The organism is Mucilaginibacter sp. SJ (assembly GCF_028993635.1).
In the GTDB taxonomy this organism is placed as follows: Bacteria; Bacteroidota; Bacteroidia; order Sphingobacteriales; family Sphingobacteriaceae; genus Mucilaginibacter.
In genome coordinates, this window is record NZ_CP118631.1 from 2,370,965 (window position 1) to 2,395,907 (window position 24,943).

Here is a 24,943-nt window from a genome sequence, read left to right on the forward strand (position 1 = left end):
CATATAATGATTATTGATTGAGTGGTTAAACAATGATCAAATATGAATGAAGCCGCTGTTAAGAAGTGCTATGTGTCGACAAAGCGTTCGATGTTATCGATGAACCTTTATTTTATGTCGCTTATTTCTTTGAGATGAGTTTAAAATTGGAGAATTTAACATATGAACGGTGCGGGCCATAGGTACTGTGATAAAGCCCTATCTGCAAATCGCCGCCGTTTAAATCAGGCCTAACAACCGGGCTTCCGGGCAAATCAGCCCAGCGTATGCCGTCACTACTGCTCCTGATATAAAATACATCGCCCGATTTTTGGATCTGCAGGTAGCGGTTATAATTCCAGCCTGTTTGGGTATTGGCTTGCATACGGTCGCCGGTTTTAAAGTTGGTGAGCATATTGCCGCAATTCCAGGCTGGGAAAATACTGTTCTGGATGAGGTTTTCGCTTCCTTCAGTACCGGGTTGTTTTGCTTTACGTACCATTAAACCCATATCGCTGTTGCCGGCAACCTTTTTTTCTTTCAAACCGCTAACATCAACTACTTCCACTTCGGCTACGAAATCGCCTGAAACATTGTGGTATAAAAATGGCCCATAAGGCAGGTTACCATCCCAGTTTGAACCTTTTGATTCCAACGTAAGCAAACTATCACTGATAGATACTTTATTCTCCGGCTTGTCCCCGCCTATCAAACCATTCCATATAGTGCCGGTTACGCCATTAGTCACAAAGTCTCTATTAATTGTAAACCCATCTGCAACAGCATTAAATAAGATCGAAGCCGTACTTACAGGCAATGCCACAGTTTTTGAACTTACATTACCATAATTGTCCTTAACTTTAAAAGAGTAGCTATAATTTTTATCGGCTGCAAGCCCATAACTGATATAATGCGGATCAGCCTGCCAGCCGCTTGATTTGCTGTTGTCTGTCTCATTGATAAAATTGTACTGCAGGTTTGATTTTACAGAAGCATATTCAGGTGCCTCCATTTCAACCATACCGGGTGTTACAGCTTTCGGTGCGGCTTTAAACGCAAACGAACCTACTACAGACGGGTGATAATTCTGTTTCCAACCCAGGCTCAATTGTTTAATTTCTGCTGATGATAAGCTATGTTTATAGATCACAAGATTAGATACTGCGCCATTAAAACCATCGCCCAACAAGAGCTTACCGGTGAGCTTATCTGTATTTAACACTGTTGAAATCAAAGCACCATCTACATATAATTTAGCGATATTTCCGCTAACAGTTTTTATAACGTAGTGCCATTGGCCCACTCTTAAATATTTACCTGCGTTGATGAAAGGCTCTTTCAACGATTGAGATCTAAATATCGAGCCCTTTTGCATTGATGTGCTTTGATAAACGCTTAATGCTAAGCTGTAACCTTCTTTGTTATTCACAGCAAGGTCGCTATCAAATATGATTGGACTTTTGCCATCAAAGTTAACGGCTATCTTACCTGCAATATCGGTTACTTCTGCGCCTTGTCCATCAGCAGATTGAAAAGCTCCGCCTGCATCGCCGTTGTTAGTCCATTTTTGAAGCGGGCCATAGTTAAGTTTTGCGGCATCGAGGTAAAGGGCAATATCTGACTTTGCAGGATGTAAAGCCCATTGCTTTATCACACTATCGGCCAGCGATTGATTATAAATTTTAAGAGAAGAAATAGCACCTAAAAAATAAGCAGAACGATTTGTTTTAGCACCGATGATGAACTTATCTGCAAGCTGCAGAAACAGCATTTTGTTTTCTGTATTGTTCAACTCTCCGTCGACAAACAGCTTTTCGAACGATCCATCAAACGTAACTACTACCTGGTGCCATTTCCCCGCGGCGGGCATCGTTTTGTATTGAAAGTCAGAAACGCCAAAATGCTGCACCGCACCGGTGGTACGGTTGCTGCCGTAACCGAAAGTAGCACTGCGGTGATCTGATTCGCCGTTTGTCCAGCTTAGTACCGGGTTTTCATCTTTTATCAAATCGGCATAAACCTCATACGATACCGTATAACTGTTGTTACCTGCAAGTGAACGGGTTACAGCTACCGTTGATTCAAGTGATTGCGTACCGTTAAACAACAGTGCCTTTTTACCCGCTATAATATCGATAACCGGCGGTTTACCATTCGCAGTAAAATTACCGCTCAAGGCACCTTTATTGGCCCATTGAGTAACCGCTTCGCCGGCCTGAAAATTATCGGCATTTAGGTTTACCAATAAACCTTCTTTTTCGTTTGGAACTACAGCCTTTGATATTTCCTTTTTATCGGCAGAATCAATATTTCCGGTTACTACCCGTTCACCATAAACTTTCACGTTCCAAATAGCTTTGTATAACCCAGGATATTCCGTTCCGGTAATTGTTAAGCGGATAAAGCGGGCCAGGGAATTTCCTGAATCTACCATCGGCGAACCATGTTGTTTGTTCTCTCTTCTGTCGGCAAACAGTTTCCAGGTTTTGCCATCTTCCGATGATTCTACCAGGTATTGATAGTACCAGGTGGCGTATTCAAATTGCGTTAACACCTGCTGCACGGTCTTTATCGCACCTAAATCGATGGTGATCCAAGCCGGCCTGCGACTGTTATCGGCAGGTTTCCATAAGGTGCCGTTATTGTTATCAACCGCAAATGATGGCTTATAATTTTCGTTGTAAAAAGATGAGGCTGTCACCTTTTTTTGATAAGCTTCGTCGGGAGCATTAATAGTACTTTTTCCTAATAGCCCAACTCCAAGATGGGTAGGAACAATCTTTTCAATATTGCCTTCGGCATCAAACCCGATCTTATCCGCGCAAACCTGCCGGTGATAGCCCCCGTTGGAGTGCGGGTTATTATGGCGATGATACACCATATAAAAATCATCCCCAACCTGCACTACCGACTCATGGCCCGGTCCGTGAATAGTTCCATCAGCATTGGTACTCAGCACCGGGCTGTTTTTGCCGAACTCAAATGGCCCCATCGGTCCGGTTTTACTGATGGCGTATTGAACCCGGTAGGTGGAGTCTTCGCATAGTCCGGATGAATAGGTAAAATAATAGATGCCCTTGCGTTTAAACATGAAAGGCGCTTCAAAAAAATCTTTAGCAATGGTATTGGGGATCTTTGCTGTTTTGGCAAAGGTGTGCATATCTGCGTTTAACAACCCTACACCACAACCATGATCCGGATAAATGCCCCAGGTACCCCAAAACATATAGATTTTACCGTCGTCATCTTTAAAGGTTTGCCCATCCAGTGTGATCACGCCCGGGATAAAATAGTTAGGAATCATTGATTTGCCATCGGGCAGTAAGGGCGTCCACGGCCCGGTAGGGCTTGCTGACGACGCGCCGTAAATATCAACCGGCTGGCAGTAGTACATGTAATACTTACCATCGTTACCATTGATAACATCCGGGGCCCAATAATAATTGGAGGTTGGCCAGTTCATATCATGCATGGCCCAGTTCACAAAATCTTTGGATGTCCAAACCTGTGATGGACCGTGCCCGCCGCCGTTGCCATCGGTGGTAGCATAAATGTAGTAGGTATCGCCAAACCTGCGTACAGTTGGGTCGGCAAAGTAGCCGGGAATAATGGGATTACCATTACCCGGCACTGTTGCTGATTGTTGCTGTGCAGAACTGTTTAAAACAGCCAAACACATATACCAGAAAAGAAAAACCGTTAATTGAAGTTTATGCATTGTACCTTGTTACATAGGTAAAGCTAAAAGCTGAAGGCACAACGCCAAAAGCTAACTACCCTTTATCAAATATTAAAATACCTGTAGAGGATTTTATTTAATTATGTGCTAACTCATCCGTGTTTCTTGCAGGCGGCTCTGCGTTAAGCAGGTGCTTTACAAAAAAGTCCCGTTTCTTTTTACGACCGTAAGGACCGCCATCGCTATGGCCCATACCCGGCACCACCAGCAGGTCGAACATTTTATTGTTTTTGATCAACGCATCCGCAAAACGGAAGGTTGATTCAGGCGGCACATTGTTATCAGCTTCACCTACTATCAGCATCAAATCGCCCTGCAATTTACCAGCGTTAGTGATGTTTGATTGCTGCTCGTAATGCGGCCCAACAGGATAGCCCATCCACTGCTCATTCCACCACTGTTTATCAATGCGATTATCATGACAGCCACATGCAGATACCGCGGCTTTATAAAATTCAGGATGAAACAACAAGGCTCCCGCCGAATTTTGCCCGCCTGCTGATGTTCCGTAAACGCCTATCCTGCTGATATCAACCTGTGGATATTTGGCAGCAAGCGCCTGCATCCATAAAATACGATCGGCAAAACCAGCATCAGCAAGGTTATGCCAGCATACATCATGAAAAGCCTTTGAGCGGTTGGCCGTACCCATGCCATCCATTTGCACCACAATAAAACCCAGTTGGGCTATACTTTGCATTTCATTAACAACAGAAAAGCTTTTAGGTACAAATGAATCCTGCGGACCAGCATAAATATTTTCAATTACCGGATAGCCTTTGTTAGGGTCCATGTTTGCCGGGCGATAAACTACACCCCAGATATCGGTTTTGCCATCCCTTGCTTTGGCAACAAATACTTCAGGCAGTTTAACACCAGTAGCTAAAAGACCGGTCAAATCAGCATGTTCAAGTTCCATAACCGTTTTCAGGTCGGCTGTGTTTTTAATCACAATGCGGGGAGCAACATTAACTTCTGAATAAGTATCGATGTAATACTTTCTATCTGGCGAAAAGCTTAGGCTGTGGTTACCTTTTTCGGGGGTGAGATCAACCAGATTTTTACCATCAAAGCCAATGCGGTAATAGTGCATAAAATAAGGATCTTCGCCGACATTTTTACCGCTCCCCTTAAACCAAATCTGTCTTTTCTTAACATCAACACTATCAATATCGCGTACTACCCAATCCCCTTTGGTTACCAGTTTTTCTTTACCGCTCAATTCATCAACCAGGTAAATATGACGCCAGCCGTCTTTTTCGGTTACCCATACTACCTCATGCGTTTTTGAGGCGTAATAAGTGTAAATCCTTTGCTCATAAATAAAAGTGTTTGTTTTTTCATCAATGATGTTGCGGGTTTTGCCGTTGGTAACATCTACCTCAATAACCCTGAAACGCTGGTGCCCACGATCTGCCTTTTCATAAGTAAAATAGCGACTGTTACCATCGCGCCAATGCAATCGCGGCGCACCAAAAAAGTCGATCTTTTCGGCATTGGTTTTTATCGCGCTTTTGTCAGCGATGTTAAATATATATTGCTGATACGAGGTAAACTCATCGCCAGGCTGATCATACTCATGCGATTTCAACACCGCCCGCGTGGTGCCCGGCACCGAGCTCAGCAGATAATAAACCTCTTTAGTTTTTTTAGGGTCGATGCGATAACCGACAATATGCTTGCTATCCGGCGACCAGGTAAGTTCGCCGTAAGGCTTATCTAAATTACCATCGGTGGTCAACTTGATTTCGGTTGAGTTTTTTAGCGATTTAACGATGATGTTTCCGCCTTTAACAAAGGCACTCCATTGTTTATCTGGCGATACAGAATCGGCGCTAACACCTTCCCAACGGTAATGGCGTTCCTGCAGCGGCTTCTCGTTATCATAACTTTGATGTACCGTATCAGTAGTTTTAATGCATTGCAATGTGCCCAAATCGCACTTAAGCCAGGTACCGCCTGTTTTAAATGTTGCCTGCTTTTTATCGGCACTAAAAAACATATCTTCAATACGGAAGCCGCCATCTTTTACAGGCTTGCCTGTTGCTTTGCTTACCTCATTACTTAGCTGGCCGCTTTCAAAAATGGTTTTCTTTGTTCCTTTTTCAGGGTTAACCAAAACATAAGCTGTTTGATTGTTGGCAATCTTTTTACCGTACCAGAATTCATTACCTCCTGCCTGCCAGTTGGGCCTGATGCCGGTAACAAGCGGAATCTTTTTTAAGGCAGAATCAAGCGCATCGGCGGCTTTATAGTTTTGCAGTACTTCCGCGTGGGTGGGATAATATGGAGTAGCTTTTTGTTGTGCATCGGCTGATTTACCCGCGGCTACTAAAAAAAAGGCTAACAGTAAGTATTGGTGGTATCTTGTCATAAGTTATAGTGTTGCGTAAAGTTAGCTAACACCGCCGGTTTATATTTACATAAATTAACACATCATAGCAGGCATTTAACAAATCGGCCCGCATCTTTTTGATACGGGCCGATTTACCTGGCAAATGTCTTATGAAATTTCACGCAAGTCCAAGCGCGCTTTGCTTGAATTATAAAATCAGGAAGTGTCCACACCAGAGCGGCAAGGCAGTCGAGGGGTTAACAGGGTTAACATAAATTCAATTTTTAATACATAAACAACTAACAATCAATTAATTAAGCAAGATACAGGGTTACGTATGAATCCACTATTCCGTTAAAGCTGAGTGGCCGTTAGCTCAAGAAACTAAACGAACAAAGGATTTAAAAAATCTTCTCTTTAGAACAATAACCCATGACTGAACGCGAGTAAAGAATTAAACGCCGTATCGACTCACCCCGACATCGCTGCGCTCGTCACCCCTCTCTACGCAAGCGTAAAGAGGGGGTTTTACTCTTCTTTCCTTTACCCTCTTTCCGCCAAAGGCGAAGAGAGGGTGGTCCGGCATAGCGCAGACCGGGTGAGTCAACTATGCGCCATATCACTTTTATTTATCCGCTATCCTCTCAACACCTCAATCTCCTCACGGGACTTAGGCAAATATTTACCTAATAGCTGGTTGCCGGTATCGGTTATCAAAAAGTTATCCTCAATACGAATGCCGCCGAAATCACGATAGGTATTCAGCACATCGTAATTAATAAACTCCGTGAATTTCTTTTCGGCCTGCCAGCGATCAATCAATTCCGGAATGATATAAATACCTGGCTCAACTGTAAGCACATAACCGGCTTCCAGTTCGCGGCCTAACCTTAATGATTTTAGACCGAAAACAGCAGTTTCCTTTTTCAAGGTATCGGTATAACCCACATATTGCTCACCCAAATCTTCCATATCATGGGTATCCATGCCCAGCATATGACCTAAGCCGCATTGAAAAAACATGGCATGTGCTCCGGCTGCAACAGCCTCTGCCGGGTCACCTTTCATCAGGTTTACGGCTTTCAGGCCTTCGGCCAGTTTCTGGCAGGCTTGCAGGTGCACATCTTTATAGCTTACACCTGGTTTCAGCATACTGATGGCATGATCCATTGAATTTAAAACCACATCATACAACTCCCTTTGGCGGGTACTGAACTGCTTGCCTACCGGGAAGGTACGGGTAAGGTCTCCTCCGTAGTGCATGGCATTTTCGGCACCAATATCGCTCAGTACCATATCACCCTCTTCCAGGATATTGCCGTAATAGTGCGTGTGCAGTGTTTGACCGTGTTTGGTGATGATTGCCGGATAGCCCAAGCGAGAATCATTAGCAATAGCCACTTCATGTGCTTTAGCAACCAGTTCATACTCCCTGATACCCGGACGGGCATATTTCATTACTGCCAGTTCCATGTCAACGCTTATGGATACGGCTTTCTCTATCTCGGCAACCTCAAGCGGAGTTTTGATCACCCTTTGGGCTATAATCGCTTTTACCAGTTGCAATGAAACACGACCGGCCACATCTTCCAGACTGGTATTTAACCAATCAGCCAGTTTGATTTTATTTTCCGGGCGATAAGGCGGCAAAATATGAACCGGGCGACTGCCGGTAACCGCCTTATGAATATAATGCTTTATATCGGCATAAGGCCTTGTTTGCGAAACGCCAACCAGCGCGGCCATTTCACTAACAGATGGCAAAGTACCTGTCCAGACAATATCATCAATGGTAAGGTCATTACCGAAGATCACCTCTTCGCCGGTATCGGTGTCAATGATAGCTGCTAAACCAGCTACATCAAGTCCGAAATAATATAAAAAGCTGCTATCCTGCCTAAACAGGTAGGTATTGTCTTTATAGTTCATGCTGCTATCCTCGTTCCCTAACAAAACGATGATACCGTTGGCACCCATGCTCTGTTTTAAAACATTGCGGCGCTGTACGTAAACCTGCTGATCAAAAAGTTGAAGTTTCATAATGCAAAATTAAACATGCCGGCTCTGTTGAGGAACCGGCATGTGCAAGTATAACTTAAATTTGATTATCTGATGATGATTAACGGCTCACTATTTCTTCCATTCGCCATCAAACAAACGCCAGATATTTGTTGGGTTGGCCTGTTGTAAAGCTAAAGGCAACAAAGCATCCGGGCAGTTTTGGTAGCAAACCGGGCGTACCCATCGCTTAGCTGCATTGATACCTACCGCTGTAAAACGGCTATCGGTAGTGGCCGGGAACGGACCGCCATGCACCATGCTTGCGCAAACCTCAACACCTGTTGGTACACCGTTAAACAGTACCCTGCCTGCAATTGAAGGCAATAATTGTAATAAATTTGGATGGCCTGCAAAATCCTCGTCGGTACCCATTACCGTAGTAGTGAGTTGTCCCGATACCGATTTTAAAACTTTGATCAGTTCCTGTTCGTCTTTACAAGCTACCATTAATGAATATGGGCCAAACACCTCTTCATGCAATAAATGATTTTCAAGGAAAGTTTCGGCGCTTACCAGGGCGATGGTTGGCTGTGCCTCGATGTCAATAGCCTCTGTGGCTGATTTAACTATGTTGCTTACGCCACTTTGCTCCAAAGCCGCATGGCTCTTTTTTTCGTAAGCCGAATGGATACCGGCATGCAACATTTTGGCTGGTTTAATGCCTTCAATGCCATTGCCCAACAGCTTATAGAAATTATCAAGGCCCTCACCTTCTACAGCCAGCATCAAGCCCGGATTGGTACAAAACTGACCAACACCCAAAGTAATGGAGCCGGCATATTGCGCAGCCAAATCGGCAGCGTTTTTATTTAAAGTATCCGGCAAAAATATAACCGGGTTAATACTGCCCATTTCTGAAAATACCGGGATAGGCTTTTTGCGTTCCGATGAATATTGCAGCAAAGCCAAACCACCAACGGTTGAACCGGTAAAGCCAACAGCAGCGGTATCATCCGCCTGCACCAAAGCTTTGCCGCTTTCAAACGAGGTACCGTGTACATGTTGAAAAACATGCTCTGGCATATTACTGCTTACAATAGCTTTTTTAATAGCCTGGTAAACCATTTCAGAAGTTTCGGCGTGGGCTGGGTGAGCTTTTACCACTACAGAACAACCCGCACCCAACGCGCTTGCCGTATCGCCACCAGCGGTTGAATACGCGAATGGGAAATTACTTGCGCCAAAAACAACAACTGGTCCCACGGGGACAAGCATTTTTCGGAGATCCGGGCGAGGTAATGGCTGCCTGTTGGGCAGGGCGGTATCAATACTGGCCTCAACCCAGCTTCCCTCGCGCAGCATTCCTGCAAACATGCGCAGCTGACCTGTGGTACGGGCGCGCTCGCCGGTTAAACGTGGCAACGGAAGATTAGTTTCTTCGGATGCTTTTTGCAGCAGGGCATCACCTGTTGCTTCTATTTCATCAGCAATAGCTTCTAAAAACAGGGCCTTTTGTTCGGCACTTGTTTTTTGATAAGCCCCAAACGCGCTTTGCGATTGCTGCATAATGATATTTATTTCTTCAACGCTTTCCTCTTTAAAGTTGTTAGCCATAGCAGATATTTTGATAAAAAATGAACGGCTTACGCCATTAATATGCAAGAGCAAATATATTTAACCTTTTATGATACGCACTGAAGATTCCTAACCAGTTATAGCAGGATTTTATCTTATTTAAACAGCACAATCTTAAAACAGATTAAAAAACGGTCAAGCTATCCGGTATTCAACAGGCAAACAACAGTCTTGTTTACATCAGTTTATAAAACCTTACACCATGCGGCGGGATGTTACACGAAACTGAAGAGGCATTTTTTGCGAGATCTTTTTGCTGCCAGATATCACGTACTGTTTTGGCCTTACTCAGTTTTATACTTTTAAACTGCAGATCATACTTTGCATATTTTTCACCAAGATTAAAAATGCCTATCGCTTTGCTGCCATCTGCCAGCTGTTTAACCCAAACCTGGATTTGCTTATCATTGATCATCCGCTCGGCCTGCTTGCCTGCTACATCCTGATCAATCGCAATTACTTCACGGTTTTTTAACAGGTTGAGGGTAAAATCATCAAGCTTATCCATATCACAACCAATAAGCAGCGGTGCCGATAAAAGGCTCCACAGGCTCATGTGGGTATACTGCTCATAAGGTGTCAGATTGGTTTGGTGCAGGTTTTCGCCCCAGCCTACCCTGCCTAAAATAAGCATATCCGGGTCGTTCCAGCCTCCAGGCCCCGCATAGGCTGCATTATTGGTTTGGCTAAAGCCGATGCCGTAAAGGCTTTCCCATGTATCGGTAATATCCTCGGTTGTACGCCATAGGTTACCGTTCAGTTGCGCGCCCCATTTCCAAACGTCTTTGATACCGTACTGGCAAATGCTGTAAATAATATCCCGTGGTTGTTTTGACAGTTCATCGCGCATGACCATGTATGGCTTTTGCTGGGCGAAAAGCGTTGTATCTCCCGCTGTTTGGTCGGAGTAGCTGCACAGGTCGTATTTTAGATAATCTACGCCCCAGTTAAAGTAGGTGGCAGCATCCTGCCCTTCATGCCCTAACGAGCCCAGGTATCCGCCACAAGTTTTAGCTCCCGGCGATGAATAAATGCCAAATTTTAATCCCTGTTGATGCAGGTGCGCACCAAGGGCTTTCATATCCGGAAACTTTTCGTTTGCGGCTATTTCTCCGTCCTGTTTTCTTTCAGGAGCCTGCCAACCATCGTCAACGTTGATCGAGTTCCACCCGTATTCAGCAAGCCCCTTATCAACCATAGCTTTAGCCGAAAGCCTTACCTTTTCATCACTTACATTTAATCCCCAGCAATTCCAGCTGTTCCAGCCCATGGGTGGGGTAAGTGCTAATAATTTGCTCGATTTAATAGTAAAGGTTCGTTCGCTTTTTCCTAAATTGTTGCTTACCGAAACAGATACTTTATAATTTCCTGCTTGAGGTGCTACCCCGGTTATAATCCCTGTTTTACTATCAAGCGCTAAACCTTGCGGCAGATTCCTAACTGTATATGTTAACGGATTTTGCCCGCTTGCAGCAATTTTGTGAAGTACGGGTGAACCGGGATGAACGCCTAAAACCGAAGCGCTATTAATCATTGGCTTTAAAGATGCTTTAGGAGTAAGCAAATACGGCGCTATTTCGGCAAAGGTTTTGGTCTTGCCGGATGCTGTTTCGGTAAACTCGTAAAGCAGTTTGATACCTTCGCGGTGCGGGAAGGTAAGCGTATAAGTTTCTTTGCCCAGGGATGGAAGGTTAGCAGCGATTGTTTTTTCGGCGATTGTCTTTTCGGTCACTTCGTCAACTATCCTGTAATGAAACTTACCAGTGATATTGGTTTTAAAGCTATTCCCTACAGTTAATTTCCGAACAGACTTCGCGTTGGGTAAAAAGCTGATGTCTGTTTGGGTGAAAACAATACCGTCAAATTTCTCCAGTATGTCAATATAAGGGCTTCCCATAAAAATACCGCCCGAGCCGCCGCCATCGTAAACTTTTATGGCTATGATATTTTCCGCATCCCACTTAATAGCCGGATCATTTGCCGCTACGCAATAATTACGCACAGCAGGCCACTTGCTCACATAACCGCCCTTATCTTCGGGAAAAGCGCCCGTTTTACCAATCAATTTGCCGTTAAAATAAGTTTCATCAACATCATTAACATGCGCAAGAAACACCCGCAAACTATCTCCCCAAACTGCCTGCTTTTTTAATGAAGATGGGATAACCACATGGATGCGATACCAGGCAAAGCCGTGATAGTCCGGGTAGCCCTGCTCCTGCCATACATCGCCAACTTTAATATTTTTCCAATTGGCATCGTTGAAGCCGGCTTCTTTCCAGGCGACATCATTCCCGGTAGAGAACTTTGCAGTGCTCAGCTTAATAAAATTTCCGTTTTGAGCGAAAGCTGCTATGGCGATAGTTAAAAGCCACAGCAGCGATAAGATCTTTTTCATGAATTGATTTAGTGAATGTCCCCGGTCTATAAACTTTCGACCGGGAGTTCAGCAGCCTTACGTTGTTTGCTGCCGCCTATCAGGTAATATACCGGGATGCCTGTTAAAGTAATAATTAAGCCAGGGTAAGTATAAGCAGGCTTATATTTGATGAGCAACAGGCAAAAAGCAATGCCCATAATGATATAAATAACCGGCAGTACCGGGTAGCCGAAAGCTTTGTAAGGCCGCTCGGCATCAGGCATTTTTTTGCGGAGGATAAAAATTCCGATGATGGTAAGAACGTAAAAAACCACCACCACAAATGAGATCATATCCAGGAGATCGCCGTACTTACCGCTCAGGCTCCACAGGCAGGCAAAAACACACTGCAACCACAAACCAAAACCCGGCACTGAGTTTTTATTCAGCGTACCTACTTTTTTAAAGAAGAGCCTGTCTTTAGCCATAGAGTAATAAACCCTTGCTCCCGACATGATAAGCCCGTTATTACAACCAAAGGTTGATACCATGATAAGCAACGCAATAATCACCGTACCCGAACTACCAAAAATGTGCTGCGAAGCAACTACGCCCACCCTGTCCTTATCGGCACTGGCAATGTCATGCAGGGAAAGCACGCCTGTATACATCACATTGGTTAAAATATAGATCACTGTCACAATCAACGTACCAAGCGCTAAACTTAACCCGATATTCCTTTTCGGATTTTTTATCTCGCCCGCAATAAAAGTTACGTTATTCCAGGAATCGCTGCTGAATATGGAGCCAACCATGGCTGATGCTATTGCGCCCAGGGCAGCAATGGTGGTGTACGAAGCAATGGAACCATTAGCACTGAGGCTATGCATGCTCCAGGCATTTTTCCAGTTCTCATTCCATACGGAAGCTTTTAAAGAAAACAGACCAAACACAATTAAACCCAGCAAACTCAGCAGTTTGGCCATGGTAAAAATAGTTTGCACAATTTTGCCGCTGTTTACCCCGCGGGTATTGATATAAGTTAAAAATACGATCACCAGGATTGAAAGCAGCTGAGCCGGAGATACGGTAACGAAGCCCAGATCTACAGCAACCAAACTTTCACTCAATTGAGGGATCAGGTAGGCCGTAAACTTGGCGAAGGCCACGCCCACGGCCGCTATGGTAGCCGTTTGTATTACTGTAAAAAAGCTCCATCCGTATAAAAAGCCAACTAATGGGCTGTAAGCTTCCTTCAGGTAAACATACTGGCCCCCTGCTCTTGGAAACATGGCGCTCAATTCGCCATAACTTAAAGCTGCGGTAAGGGTCATGAAACCGGTGATAAGCCACACAAATAGCAGCCAGCCTGCGCTGCCCACATTGCGGGTAATATCCGCGCTAACAATAAAAATACCAGAGCCAATCATGCTGCCCGCCACCAGCATGGTGGCATCCATTAACCGCAACGAAGGCTTAAAAGAAGTGCTGTTCTCCATATGTTTTATATAAAAGCTTAAAGCTGAAGGCACAAGGCTTAAAGCGGATAGCCTTATTAATAGTTTTTGTGATTATTTAGCTCCGAAATCGTAAAACTTCCAGCTTGTTGTAAAATCTTTGGTTAATGCTTGATTGGTTAATGTTGCCCGAAGCATCTCAACAGGGATCAGGTTTTCTTTAATGGCAGCATCGTGGAATTGCTTATAGGTCATTTTTCCACTGTCAACCAGTTCTTTTCTCAATTCTGTCAACTGCAAACCACCTAACAGGTATGCTACCTGGTAAAGTGGACTATAGCCTCCCTCAAACGAGCGCCGTACTTCACCCTCGGCATTGGCCTTTTCATGTCCTACACGATCAACTAAAAAGTCGATGCATTGCTGAGGTGTCCAGTTACCTAAATGATAGTTAAGTGAAAATATGATCCGCGCACAACGGTGCATGCGCCAAAACAGCATGCCTACACGTTCTTCAGGGGTTTTAGCAAAGCCTTTATCATATAATAATAGTTCCCAGTATAAAGCCCAGCCTTCAACAGCGAATGGGGTACCGAAATCCTGACGATAAGCTTTGTAACGGCTGTTCATAAAATACTGCAGATTATGACCGGGGATCAGTTCATGCTGCACCGTACCTCTTGAAAAATAAGGGTTGTTACCGCGCATGCTCATCAGTCGGTCGTCGTACTGCATGGTATTGGTTGGGTATGAGATGCTGATCTCCTTGCCACCGGTAAAAAACGGGTTAACCAACTGCCTTTGCGGCGACATCATCACCATGCCCCAGGTCTCCTCGGCCAATGGCGGTATCGTGATCAAATCGCGCTCTTTGATGAAGCTTAATGCATCATTATATAGTTTAACGATTAACTCGGGCTGATGGCCTACAGGTACGTAGCTGTTCTTTACTTTTTCGAGTGCTTTTTTCCAATCGCTGCCAAAACCCATTTCCTGCGACGCTTTCAGCATTTCCTTATCGCACCAGGCAAACTCTTTGTTAGCAAGCTTTATAAGTTCCTCGGGTGTATAAGGGATCATCTCGGCCTGTAACTGGTTGATCAACTCTTCCCTTCCTATCGGCACGCCTTTGATACCGCTGCTATCGCTTTTTTGACTGGTGTTCAGCTTTCCTTTGCTGATGGCCAGTTCGCTGTACCTTTCCAGCGCATTGTCAACGGCTTTATAAGGTTCAGGCACCCACCAGGTAAATGATGGATCGTATTTATTATAGAAACCAAAAAAATCCTTTAAACGGCCTTTTAAACCCAATAAAGCAGCTTTGGTTACCTTAGCTACGGGCATATCCACAGATGGAAGTTTACGATACGCTGTGGTATCTGCTTTAAGTTCTTTTAAGATCTTGTTCAGATCGCCAGCAACTTTTTCGCCATCAACAAATGTTCCGCGGCGGCGTTTTTGTTCAAGCGCGTAAATCTCATCGGCAAATGAAATGTATTTAGCAGCCTGACTGTACAGACCATCTTCTTTCTTCAGATCTTTCAGATCAAAGTTGATCCGCTTTTTCAGCAGGATATAATCAACCTTGCCATAAATGCTCAGGGCGTTAAAATCGGTTTGCTCCAGTTGTTTCAGATAATCATTATCAACCTCCATTAACCTTTTACGTTGTTCGGGCGAGTTAAGCACATCCTGTTTGTATTGTTCTTCGGCACGATCATTAACATTATACGGTGAATAAAAATCATGAATAGCATTCATATCCTGCCCGTACCTGATAATGGTACCGGCTACTTCGCTGCTTTGCTCATACAAATTGCCGGCAGGGGCGGTCTGCGCTTTAACGGTTAGGGTACCAATAGTAAGGGCATAAAGAGCCAAACCTTTTATGGTTGTTTTAGTATTAATTAGCACGATAAATGTGGTTTGAGGTAAAAAATTAAAGCTGTTATATTAGCTGGCAGCCCTGCTAAGACTGATAAGATTGTTATTGTATGAGTCGAGATAGCCTCGTGGCGAGTTGCCAATTACACATTTGAACACCCGGTTAAAGTTGGTAATACTTTTGAAGCCGCACTTGTAAGCCACGGTGTTAATGCTTTCAAATTTATGGGCGATCAATTTTTTGCAAGCCTCATTGATCCTGATCTCGTTCAGGAACGAAATAAAAGTATGACCGGTATGCTTTTTGAAATATCTGCAAAACGACTCCGGCGTCATGTAGGCCACCTTAGCAACATCCTCAAGTGTGATAGGCTCGCTATAATGCTGCATAATGTAGTTATAGATATTCCCAATCCTAATCCCTTCGTTTTCGGTTATGCCCGGCAAATTGCCGTAGGTTGATAAAGGATCCAATTTACTTTTGATATTGGTAAGCCCTTTAAGCAGATGAAAAAACTGGATAAGCTGATCAGGACCGGATGCCTTTTGCAGGGCGATCATGATCTGCGATACTTTGTCAACAACAGAATGCGGTAATTTAAAACCCTGTTGATGCTGCTGCATAAATATGAGGCTGGGTTTTAGCTCAGGTAAATTAAACAGCGGTGCCAGCGCACCTTCGGGATTAAAAAATATGGTAAGTGCTTCTATTTGTTTATTGGCATTGGGCGCAAAGTATTCGGGGTTACTTTTAAACACGTGCGGCAGGTTAGCACCAATTAAAAACAAATCGCCTGCAGAGTAATCATGCATGTTATTTCCGGCAATCAAAGTACCCTCGCCCTGCTGGATCCAGGTGAGCTGAATTTCTTTGTGACGGTGCAGGTAGGGGTAATGGTAAGGCAAGCTAACCTTTTCTGCTATCACACTTTTATCGTGCGGAACCGGGATAGTAAATTGTAAAACTTTCATCTGCTACTTGATTATCACTTGTTGAATTTACAATTACTTAACTTAATTTACCAACAAATCCAGATAAAAGGATAAAATACGGGCAATATTTGATAATTTACGGTTGATGCAGGTGCCAAAATTGACCGAAAAACCCATCTTTATCCAACAAATAGAAAGTAAATTAAATGTTATACAAACAATTAAAATCAAAATTTTAGGCACTACAGCCACTATTTGACCGAATAAAATATTTTTAATTGTACAGAATACAACTATTGTACATTTTACACTAACCATGAATTTTGCGCAGAAAGCCCACTTTTTCACCTATTTTTTATGATACAGGTAATAAAACGCACTCCTGTTAACATAAAAAAACCGTTCATCAGGGGTGAATGAACGGTTCCGTTTTCCGGCATGCCGGAAGGGTAATCAATTGTTTAAATTAAGATCTTTCAGGGGCAAATTCTTTAATATCGATAGTAGTTGGCTTGCCTGATATGATTTCACTTGCCAATAAACCGGTTGCGGCGCCAAGACTTAAGCCCATCATGCCATGACCAGTTGCAACAGTAAGGTTGCTGTATTGTTTGCTCCTGCCGATATAAGGCAATCCATCGGCAGATGAAGGACGGAAACCAAACCAGATATCCTTTTGTTCAGGAACAGCAGGTTTTAAACCCGGAAAGTATTTGGGCACTGATTCAACTATGCCTTTCACACGGTTCATGTTGATACGGTCGTTAATCTTGTCAAGTTCCATGGTACCACCATAACGTAAACCGCCATTCATTGGGGTGATGGCAACCCTTGCTTCGGCTAACAATGCCGGGATATGCATGGTTTCATTATTATCTTTTACATTGAAAGAATAGCCTTTGCCCGGCATCAGCAAGATCTTTAAACCTAACAACCTGCCAATAGCCGGCGACCATGAGCCGCCTGCAATAATGTACTCATCAGCAGTAAATTCCTCATTACCGGACAATACCCGGATCACCTTAGCGCTTTTGCTTTCAATTTTAGTAACTTCTTTATTGGTAAGTAAGTTTATGCCAACCGATTTCAAATATTTGATCAAAGCCGCCATCAATTTATTGGGCGAAAGGTGCGCATCGCAACGGTAATGTACCGCACCCAACACATCAAGCTCAAGCTTTGGCTGCAGCTTTTTACAATCATCAACACTAAGCACAGCCATATCCAAACCTAATTCTCTGCCCTTTTCGGCTATATGCGCTTCTTCCTCGCCGGCTTTTTCGGTTTTATAAAACATCAGGATGCCTTTTTCAACCAGGTCAAAGTCAAAACCGGGCTCTTTGCTCAGATCTTCGTAAAGCTTTTTGCTAAGCAGGGAAAGTTCCGTTAACGGAGCTGCCGATTTTTCAACATGCGCGGCATTCGCTTTCTTTAAAAATTTCAATCCCCATGAAATCAGTTCCGGATTTAAGGATGGTTTTACATAGAACGGGCTTTTACTGTTAAACATCCACTTAATCCCCTGCGAAACCATCCCCGGCGTTGCCAGCGGGATAAAATGGCTCGGTACTATCATGCCCGCATTACCATACGAGCAGCTGTCGGTCATATCGCCCTTATCCAGCACAGTAACCTCATGTCCGGCCTTTTGTAAGTAATAAGCCGAGCTAAGCCCTACTATCCCACCTCCTATTATCAGCACCTTTGCCATTTTTATTTTAAGCTGAAAGCTTAAGGCGGAAAGCCGAAAGCTTGTTAATATTTTTAAATCTGTTAAATGAGAACGTCATTATAAGGAACGAAACAATCCCTGATTAGCAGGTTCGCCCTGTATAGTTTGGGATTGCTTCGTTCCTCGCAATGACGTTTGGTAATATATTAGATCACCTGAAACCCGTGAGCATAAGGGTCATCATCATCTATCTTGATGGTGTTGTAGCCATATACTTTGGCCCAGCCTTCTACACTTGGTATAATGGCATCAATATCATTGATCTTAACCACGTCTTCAACTTTGCCAATAAATTTACTGCCGATGATACTTTCATGAATAAAAGGCTCACCCACCTTCAATTTACCTTTGGCAAACCACTGCGCCATACGGGCCGAAGTACCGGTTCCACAAGGCGACCTGTCGATAGCTTTATCACCGTAAAACACTGCATTACGGGCGGTAGCATCTTCAGATAATGTGGCACCTGCCCAAAGGATATGTGTACAGGTATTTATGGTAGGATCCTGCGGATGAACAAACTGGTACTTTTCGTTAATACGTTTGCGCAACACCTGGCTCCAGGCTATCAGCTGACCTGCTGTATAATGCTCGATGCCTTTAAAGTTAGGCTGAGGATCAACAATGGCATAGTAGTTACCGCCGTATGATACATCAATGGTAAGCGTACCTAAATCAGGGCATTCAACTTCTAAATCAGTCGCGGCAAGATATGCGGCAACATTTCTGAGTTTTACCGAAGTTACCTTTTTACCCTCCTGCTTGTACTCAATAAGCACAAGACCGGCAGGTGCTTCCATGCGTACAATACCCGGAGTTTTAGGCTGGATCAACCCTTCTTCAATAGCTATAGTTATAGTGCCGATAGTTCCGTGACCGCACATGGGTAAACAACCGCTGGTTTCGATAAACAAAACAGCAACATCGTTTTCCGGGTCATGTGGTGGATACAGGATACTTCCCGACATCATATCATGACCGCGTGGTTCAAACATCAGGCCGGTCCTGATCCAGTCGTACTCCTTTAAAAAGTGCTGACGTTTCTGGCTCATGTTATCGCCTTTAAGCGTGGGGCCACCACCGGCCACCAGCCTAACGGGATTGCCGCAGGTATGGGCATCAACACAAAAGAAAGTTTTACTTGCCATATGTTATTATAACGCTACTTCTGTTAATTTACCCCAGCTTCCAACAGGCAATTCGGGCCTTGCAGCAAGTGCGTCATTTATAATTTTCTGAACTTTTTCACGCTCTGCACCAATTAATGGTAAACGTGGCGCACGTACATTTTCGGTACCAATACCGGTTGCAACTTCGGCCAGTTTAATGTATTGTACCAGTTTAGGGTGGATATCCAGTTCAAGCACCGGTAAAAACCAACGGTAAATGGCCAAAGCCTCATCATAGCGTTTTGCTTTAACCAAACGGTAAATAGCAACAGTTTCTTTAGGGAAAGCGTCAACTAAACCGGCAACCCAGCCATCGGCACCCATAACAAGGCTTTCCATAGCCAACGGATCAACACCGGTAAAGATCTTGAACCTTTCGCCAAAACGGTTAATCATACGGGTAACGTTTGATACATCGCGGGTCGATTCTTTTACCGCCTGGATATTATCGTAAGCAGCAAGCTGTTCAAACATATCTAAAGTAACCTCAACTTTGTAATCAACAGGATTGTTATAGATCATGATTGGCAATTCGGTACTTTTTGCAATAGTAGTAAGGTAAGCCACCGTTTCGCGGGCTTCACTATTATAACGCATTGGCGGCAATAACATCAGGCCATCCGCACCTTTATCAAACGCTTTTTGTGCATATGCAACAGCCGCTTTGGTAGTTTGCTCGGCAATGTTCAGTATAACAGGTACTTTTCCTTTTACAAACTCAACAGTATGGGTAAGCAGCGCGAATTTTTCATCATCGCTTAAAACGCTTGCTTCGCCTAATGAGCCGCCTAATATAAATCCGTCAACACCGGCCTCAAGCTGGGCGTTCAGGTTTATATCAAAAGCTTCAAAATCAAGTTCGTCATTATCTGTAAATTTTGTAGTTACTGCAGGGAGTACGCCTTTCCAATCAAAAGTTATCATTGTATAATATTTTTCACAAAACTAAAAATAGTATTAAATAAGTTTATTTAACAATTTAGCAGACACTAACCGTATTTTAACCAATAATGCCAAACACATGCCTATTGCCTGCTAAATAATGCTTATTGCGCATCCCACCAAACCCTGTCGGTAAGCTTAGCGCTTTGCTGCGGCTGCGGGTTTGCAGTCATTTCCGACTGCGGATACAACACCCTGCGCGGAATATCCGACAAGGCGTTCTTAACCTTGGTTAAGGCCGGATAGCCTGTACGCCTCCAGTCGGTATAATTCTCCATTGACAGGAAGTTCGCTACAACCTTTTCCTCGATAATGAGCTTCATGGCATTGGCACTGGTAAGTGTTCCCCTTGAATTTAAGTAACTATCCGCAACGGCATCAGTGATACCCAGCTTTGACATGTGCGATTTAACAGCCAACGTATAAACCGGCTGTGCAGCAGTAGCCCCGGATATTATAAACGTAGCTTCGGCTTTTAAAAATAGCGCCTCTGAATAAGTAACAATATAGTTATTTGAGCTCGTACTTGCATAAAAAGAGCCACCTAATGAGTAGGCCTCTAAACTGCCAATGTCGTCCGAGCCGATCACCCGTCCGGTATACAACCCGGTTTCAATTGCAGGCGCTACCATTTTTGATTTGCGCGGGTCTTTCCTGGCTTCAAAACCGTCAACAAATGTTGATGCCAATACCAGCGTTGAACCAGGCAAAAAGTTTTGCTGCCATGGGTTTTCGGCTCCGGCCCCGCCGGCGAAAGGCATCTTCATATCATCGTCATTATTTGCCATGCCATTTTGAAGGGCGGTGAGTGCCAACTGTGCCTGTGCTGCTGCCGTATGACCGGGTGCTTTAGTAAGGTGCATGTAATAACGTGCCTTTAGCGTATAAGCCGCCTTTTTCCATTTGCCCATATCACCGGTATAATAGAAATCATCGCCCGATGGCACCGTGGTGCTATTTTTGGCAATATCGGCAATAGCGTTATCAAGCAGGGTTTGAATTTGTGTGTAAACAGATTCCTGGCTATCATAAGTTGGAGTAAGGTTACTTGTTCCTTCAAAACCTTTTGAAAACGGGACATCTCCCCAGGCATCTGTCGCCGAACCCAGCGTATAGGCAAGCAATATTTTGGATATACCGGCATAATTGGCATTGCCATCGGCCTCGGCTTTTTTGTTGAGTAAAACCAAATTATTCATTACCTGCGTGTAAAAATTATACCAATCGCCATCCATATCCTGGTGGTACATAAGGTAGGTGCCAAAATTTGGCGGCACCTGGTTCAGGGCAATTACCTGTAAATATTGTTGCAATACTACAGCAAGATTACCACCACCCGCGGCGGTAATGTTTTGTGATATGGCAGCTTCAACCGGAGCAAGGATCAAAGATTCTTTAACATCTATTGGCCTGTTAGGATCGTGGTTTACATCAATGTACTTTTTACAGCCCGTAAAGCTTACCAACGCGCATGTTACTAACGTGATATATTTATTTTTCATGACAATTTCTTATTAATGATTTTAAATTATAGGGTAACTTTCAGGCTAAAATCAACTGATCTTGAGGTTGGGGTTGAGAATGAATAGATCCCCTGTGAACCGTTTGATGAGCCAAATGAGCTAACTTCCGGGTCGCCGCCGGTAAAGTGCGGCGCATGGATCCAAAGGTTGCGGCCGGTTACACTGAATGTTGCCGATTTGAATGGGCTTTTGCTTAACCATGATGGCTTTAAAGTGTAGCCCAAACTAACATTACGCAGTTTAACATAGCTGCCATCCTGAATAACAGACTCCAAAACGCCGTTTGCCCGCTGATAATAAGCCTGGCCGTTAACCGCTACCGTATTTGGCTTACCGGTAGTAGCATTTACACCGTCAACCACCCTTAAGCCACGGTTTTCGGTAACTTTTGGTGTACCATAGAAATAACCGTAGCCATCAACATTGTTTTGGATATCGCCGCCCCGTTTGATATCAAAAAAGAAACTGAAATTAAATTGTTTATACCTGAGGTTATTGTTAATACCACCAAGCCAGTTAGGATTGATATTACCTACTATTCCCTGATTATCATCGGCATACGGAAGACCCGAATCATCAATCAATAACTTACCTGCCGCGTTACGGGCATAGCGTGTACCATATATAACACCATAAGGCTGCCCAACTATAACATTAGTAAAACCATTGCCAATCAATGACAGGTCTTTATAAATAGACAACACCTTATTCCTGTTACGTGTAAAATTCAAAGTAAGGTCCCAGTTAAAATCGCGGCTTTTGATAGGCGAAACATTTAATAATATCTCGATACCCCTGTTACGCATCACCGCTGAGTTTACACTTGTTGCGGAATAGCCGGTTGATGGAGCAAGTGCAACGTTAGGTATAATACCATCAATTGTCTTTTTGCTGTAGAATGAAGCCTCGAGGCTGATCCTGTTATTAAAGAACCCTGCTTCAAAACCGGCTTCAAACTCGTTGATACGTTCATTTTTAAGATTAGGGTTACCAAGCACATCGCTGATTAGAAAACCAGCCTGCTGGCTATAAGGGAAAGCGAGGTTCCGGATAGTTGCTTTGTTGTAAGGCGTTAACAAACCATACGCGCCAATGCTGCCGTCATTACCCACAGTACCATATGAAACCCTTACCTTACCCAGGTTCATTACTTTTGAAAATTCGGGGCTAAAAAACTCTGAAAATATAAAACTACCAGCAGCTGAACCATATGGATAAAAGCTGTGATCTATTGAAAGTACAGAGTTCCCATCGTACCGCCCGGTTAGTGACAATAGCAGGAAGCGTTTATATTCGATATTTGATTGCAGGTAGAAACCAACTTTTCGCTGCAATGATGAGCCTTCACTATAATTAACTGTTGATGCGGAAGACATATTATACAAACCAGGTACAGTCAAACCAACACCATTGGCGTAAGTATTTTCATTATAGGTGGAGATCAGGTTATTACCCAATACAATATCTACATTAAAATCACCAAATTGCTTATTGGCACTAATCAATAAATCATTATTGTACTGGCGGTAAGTAAGGTTCTGATCAACCAGTCGGCCATTGGGATTTGACACCGATTGGGTTGATTCATGGTACCTGTCCATTTCAGCATAAACATCGGCACCAAACCTTTCGGTGATGGTTAGCCATGAAAAGGGTTTATAATCGGCAGTAAAGGTTGGTAAAAACCTGTTAACACCAGAGTGATTTTTGATGTTATCTAAAACCCAATATGGATTATTACGCGAGAAACGATACAACCGCTGTGTACCATCCGGATTTAAATAAGGCTGCAGATTGTATGAAACCGGCGCGGTAAAAATTGTCCAAACCGGGCTCTCCAATGCATATCCTTCAGGCAGCCTGTCATTTTGGGAATTAGAATAGTTTAGCTGGAAGGTGGTATTCAGGTTTTTAAGTATCTGCGCGCTGTATTTAGCGAAGAATGTATTACGCAAAAATTTGGTTGTTGGTACCGTACCCTGCTGGTTAAAATTAGAGTACGAAACCAGGTAAGTAGAATTGTTACCGCCGCCGCCAATATTTACAGTATTGTTGTAAGTGTGGCCGGTTTTAAAAAACAGGTCGGATTGATTATAAACTTTTGCAGGCTGCCCGTTTATTTTCAGGGTGTCCATGCGCGCGCCCCATGACGTACTTGTTTTTTGCGTTACGCCATCATAGTAAATGCCGTTTGTACCTTGCGAATACTTATTTTGAATTTGAGGCAAAAGCGGGTTTTCGAAAGAAAAATCAGAAGAAAAAGTTATCAGCGGTTTTTGATTTAAGGCGCCGTTTTTAGTGGTAATAATAACCACGCCGTTGGCTCCCTTTGAACCATATAGGGCCGTTGCCGCCGCACCCTTCAACACATTCATGCTGGCAATTATGGAGGGATCAATATCAGCTATCCTGCTTGAACCAGGACCGGTGTTAAGGTTACCTGTTTCTGAATTATCAACAGGCACACCGTCAATAACCATTAAAGGCTCGTTAGTACCATAAATTGAAGATCCACCCCTGATCACGATCCTTGCCGAACTACCCGGTGTACCAGATGAGCTTGTAACCTGAACACCTGCCACCTTACCGGCAATAGCATTTACCAGGTTGGGCTCTTTTGATTGCGTGATCGATTCGGCTTTTACCTCCTGAGAGCTGTAAGTCAAAATCCTTTTGTCGCGTTTTATACCTAAAGCGGTAACAACAACCTCGTTCAGCACTTTGTTATCCTCGGCTAAAGCGATGTTAAGCTGCGCCTGACCTGTTAACTTAATTTCCTGCGCGGTAAAACCGATTGCACTTACAATTAGTGTACCCGGCCCGGTATAGTTAAGACTAAACATACCGCTGCCGTTGGTAACAGAACCGGCATTTGTATTTTTTATTTTAACGGAAGCGCCAACTATGGGCTCGCCCTTCTCGTCGGTTACCTTTCCTTTTAATGTTACTGTTTGCGCGTAAGTGCTGTAACAAAACACAAACACACTTAGTAAAGGCAAAATGAACCTCTTTAGTAATTGTTTAAACTTCATAAATTAAATTTTGGGGTTAAAAACTATATATTACATGCTGTATTCCAGACACGTAAAACTATCCGCACACCGCCCCTTGTTTTTTTATGAAATTTGCCAATACTACCCGTATCTTAACATTCCTGTTACAATAGCATTAAATTGATATTATATTTATATAAAAGCCTGTTAAAGCGTTAATTTATTGACAGTTAATCGGCAGCGCCATTAAGAAACTTACTTT

At 43.6% G+C, this 24,943-nt stretch carries 13 protein-coding genes; all 13 read right to left on the minus strand.

What is annotated here, in order from left to right; translation table 11 throughout:
• Positions 1 to 121 precede the first annotated feature (121 nt).
• The 13 genes from MusilaSJ_RS09565 to MusilaSJ_RS09625 all read right to left on the minus strand — a co-directional run bounded on the left by MusilaSJ_RS09565 (position 122) and on the right by MusilaSJ_RS09625 (position 24,720).
• Positions 122 to 3,697 (minus strand): family 43 glycosylhydrolase, encoded by a 3,576-nt coding sequence (locus MusilaSJ_RS09565; protein ID WP_274989753.1) that lies wholly within the window; start codon positions 3,695 to 3,697, stop codon positions 122 to 124.
• A gap of 97 nt (positions 3,698 to 3,794) precedes the next feature.
• A complete protein-coding gene (locus tag MusilaSJ_RS09570; RefSeq protein ID WP_274989754.1) occupies positions 3,795 to 6,092 on the minus strand; it encodes a S9 family peptidase in 2,298 nt (765 codons plus the stop codon).
• A 597-nt stretch (positions 6,093 to 6,689) separates the two neighbouring features.
• Positions 6,690 to 8,093, minus strand: coding sequence for an aminopeptidase P family protein (locus MusilaSJ_RS09575; protein WP_274989755.1), 1,404 nt, complete (start codon positions 8,091 to 8,093; stop codon positions 6,690 to 6,692).
• 90 nt (positions 8,094 to 8,183) lie between these two features.
• Positions 8,184 to 9,668 carry an aldehyde dehydrogenase (NADP(+)) gene (locus MusilaSJ_RS09580; protein WP_274989756.1) on the minus strand — a complete coding sequence of 495 codons (1,485 nt, stop codon included), beginning with the start codon at positions 9,666 to 9,668 and terminating at the stop codon, positions 8,184 to 8,186.
• A 196-nt stretch (positions 9,669 to 9,864) separates the two neighbouring features.
• Complete coding sequence (locus MusilaSJ_RS09585; protein ID WP_274989757.1) at positions 9,865 to 12,087, minus strand: putative Ig domain-containing protein; 2,223 nt, start codon at positions 12,085 to 12,087, stop codon at positions 9,865 to 9,867.
• 26 nt (positions 12,088 to 12,113) lie between these two features.
• Entirely contained in the window at positions 12,114 to 13,547 is a 1,434-nt protein-coding gene (locus tag MusilaSJ_RS09590) for an APC family permease (protein ID WP_274989758.1), read from the minus strand.
• A gap of 72 nt (positions 13,548 to 13,619) precedes the next feature.
• Complete coding sequence (locus MusilaSJ_RS09595) at positions 13,620 to 15,419, minus strand: DUF885 family protein (RefSeq protein ID WP_274989759.1); 1,800 nt, start codon at positions 15,417 to 15,419, stop codon at positions 13,620 to 13,622.
• 39 nt (positions 15,420 to 15,458) lie between these two features.
• Entirely contained in the window at positions 15,459 to 16,361 is a 903-nt protein-coding gene (locus MusilaSJ_RS09600; protein ID WP_274989760.1) for an AraC family transcriptional regulator, read from the minus strand.
• A gap of 427 nt (positions 16,362 to 16,788) precedes the next feature.
• A complete protein-coding gene (locus tag MusilaSJ_RS09605) occupies positions 16,789 to 18,033 on the minus strand; it encodes an NAD(P)/FAD-dependent oxidoreductase (RefSeq protein WP_274989761.1) in 1,245 nt (414 codons plus the stop codon).
• 167 nt (positions 18,034 to 18,200) lie between these two features.
• Positions 18,201 to 19,202 (minus strand): 4-hydroxyproline epimerase, encoded by a 1,002-nt coding sequence (locus MusilaSJ_RS09610; protein ID WP_274989762.1) that lies wholly within the window; start codon positions 19,200 to 19,202, stop codon positions 18,201 to 18,203.
• Between the two features lie 6 nt (positions 19,203 to 19,208).
• Entirely contained in the window at positions 19,209 to 20,147 is a 939-nt protein-coding gene (locus tag MusilaSJ_RS09615; protein ID WP_274989763.1) for a dihydrodipicolinate synthase family protein, read from the minus strand.
• 122 nt (positions 20,148 to 20,269) lie between these two features.
• Positions 20,270 to 21,667: a SusD/RagB family nutrient-binding outer membrane lipoprotein gene (locus MusilaSJ_RS09620; RefSeq protein ID WP_274989764.1), complete on the minus strand. Its 1,398-nt coding sequence runs from the start codon at positions 21,665 to 21,667 to the stop codon at positions 20,270 to 20,272.
• Positions 21,668 to 21,693: 26 nt separating this feature from the next.
• Positions 21,694 to 24,720, minus strand: coding sequence for a SusC/RagA family TonB-linked outer membrane protein (locus MusilaSJ_RS09625; protein WP_274989765.1), 3,027 nt, complete (start codon positions 24,718 to 24,720; stop codon positions 21,694 to 21,696).
• Positions 24,721 to 24,943: the final 223 nt, after the last annotated feature.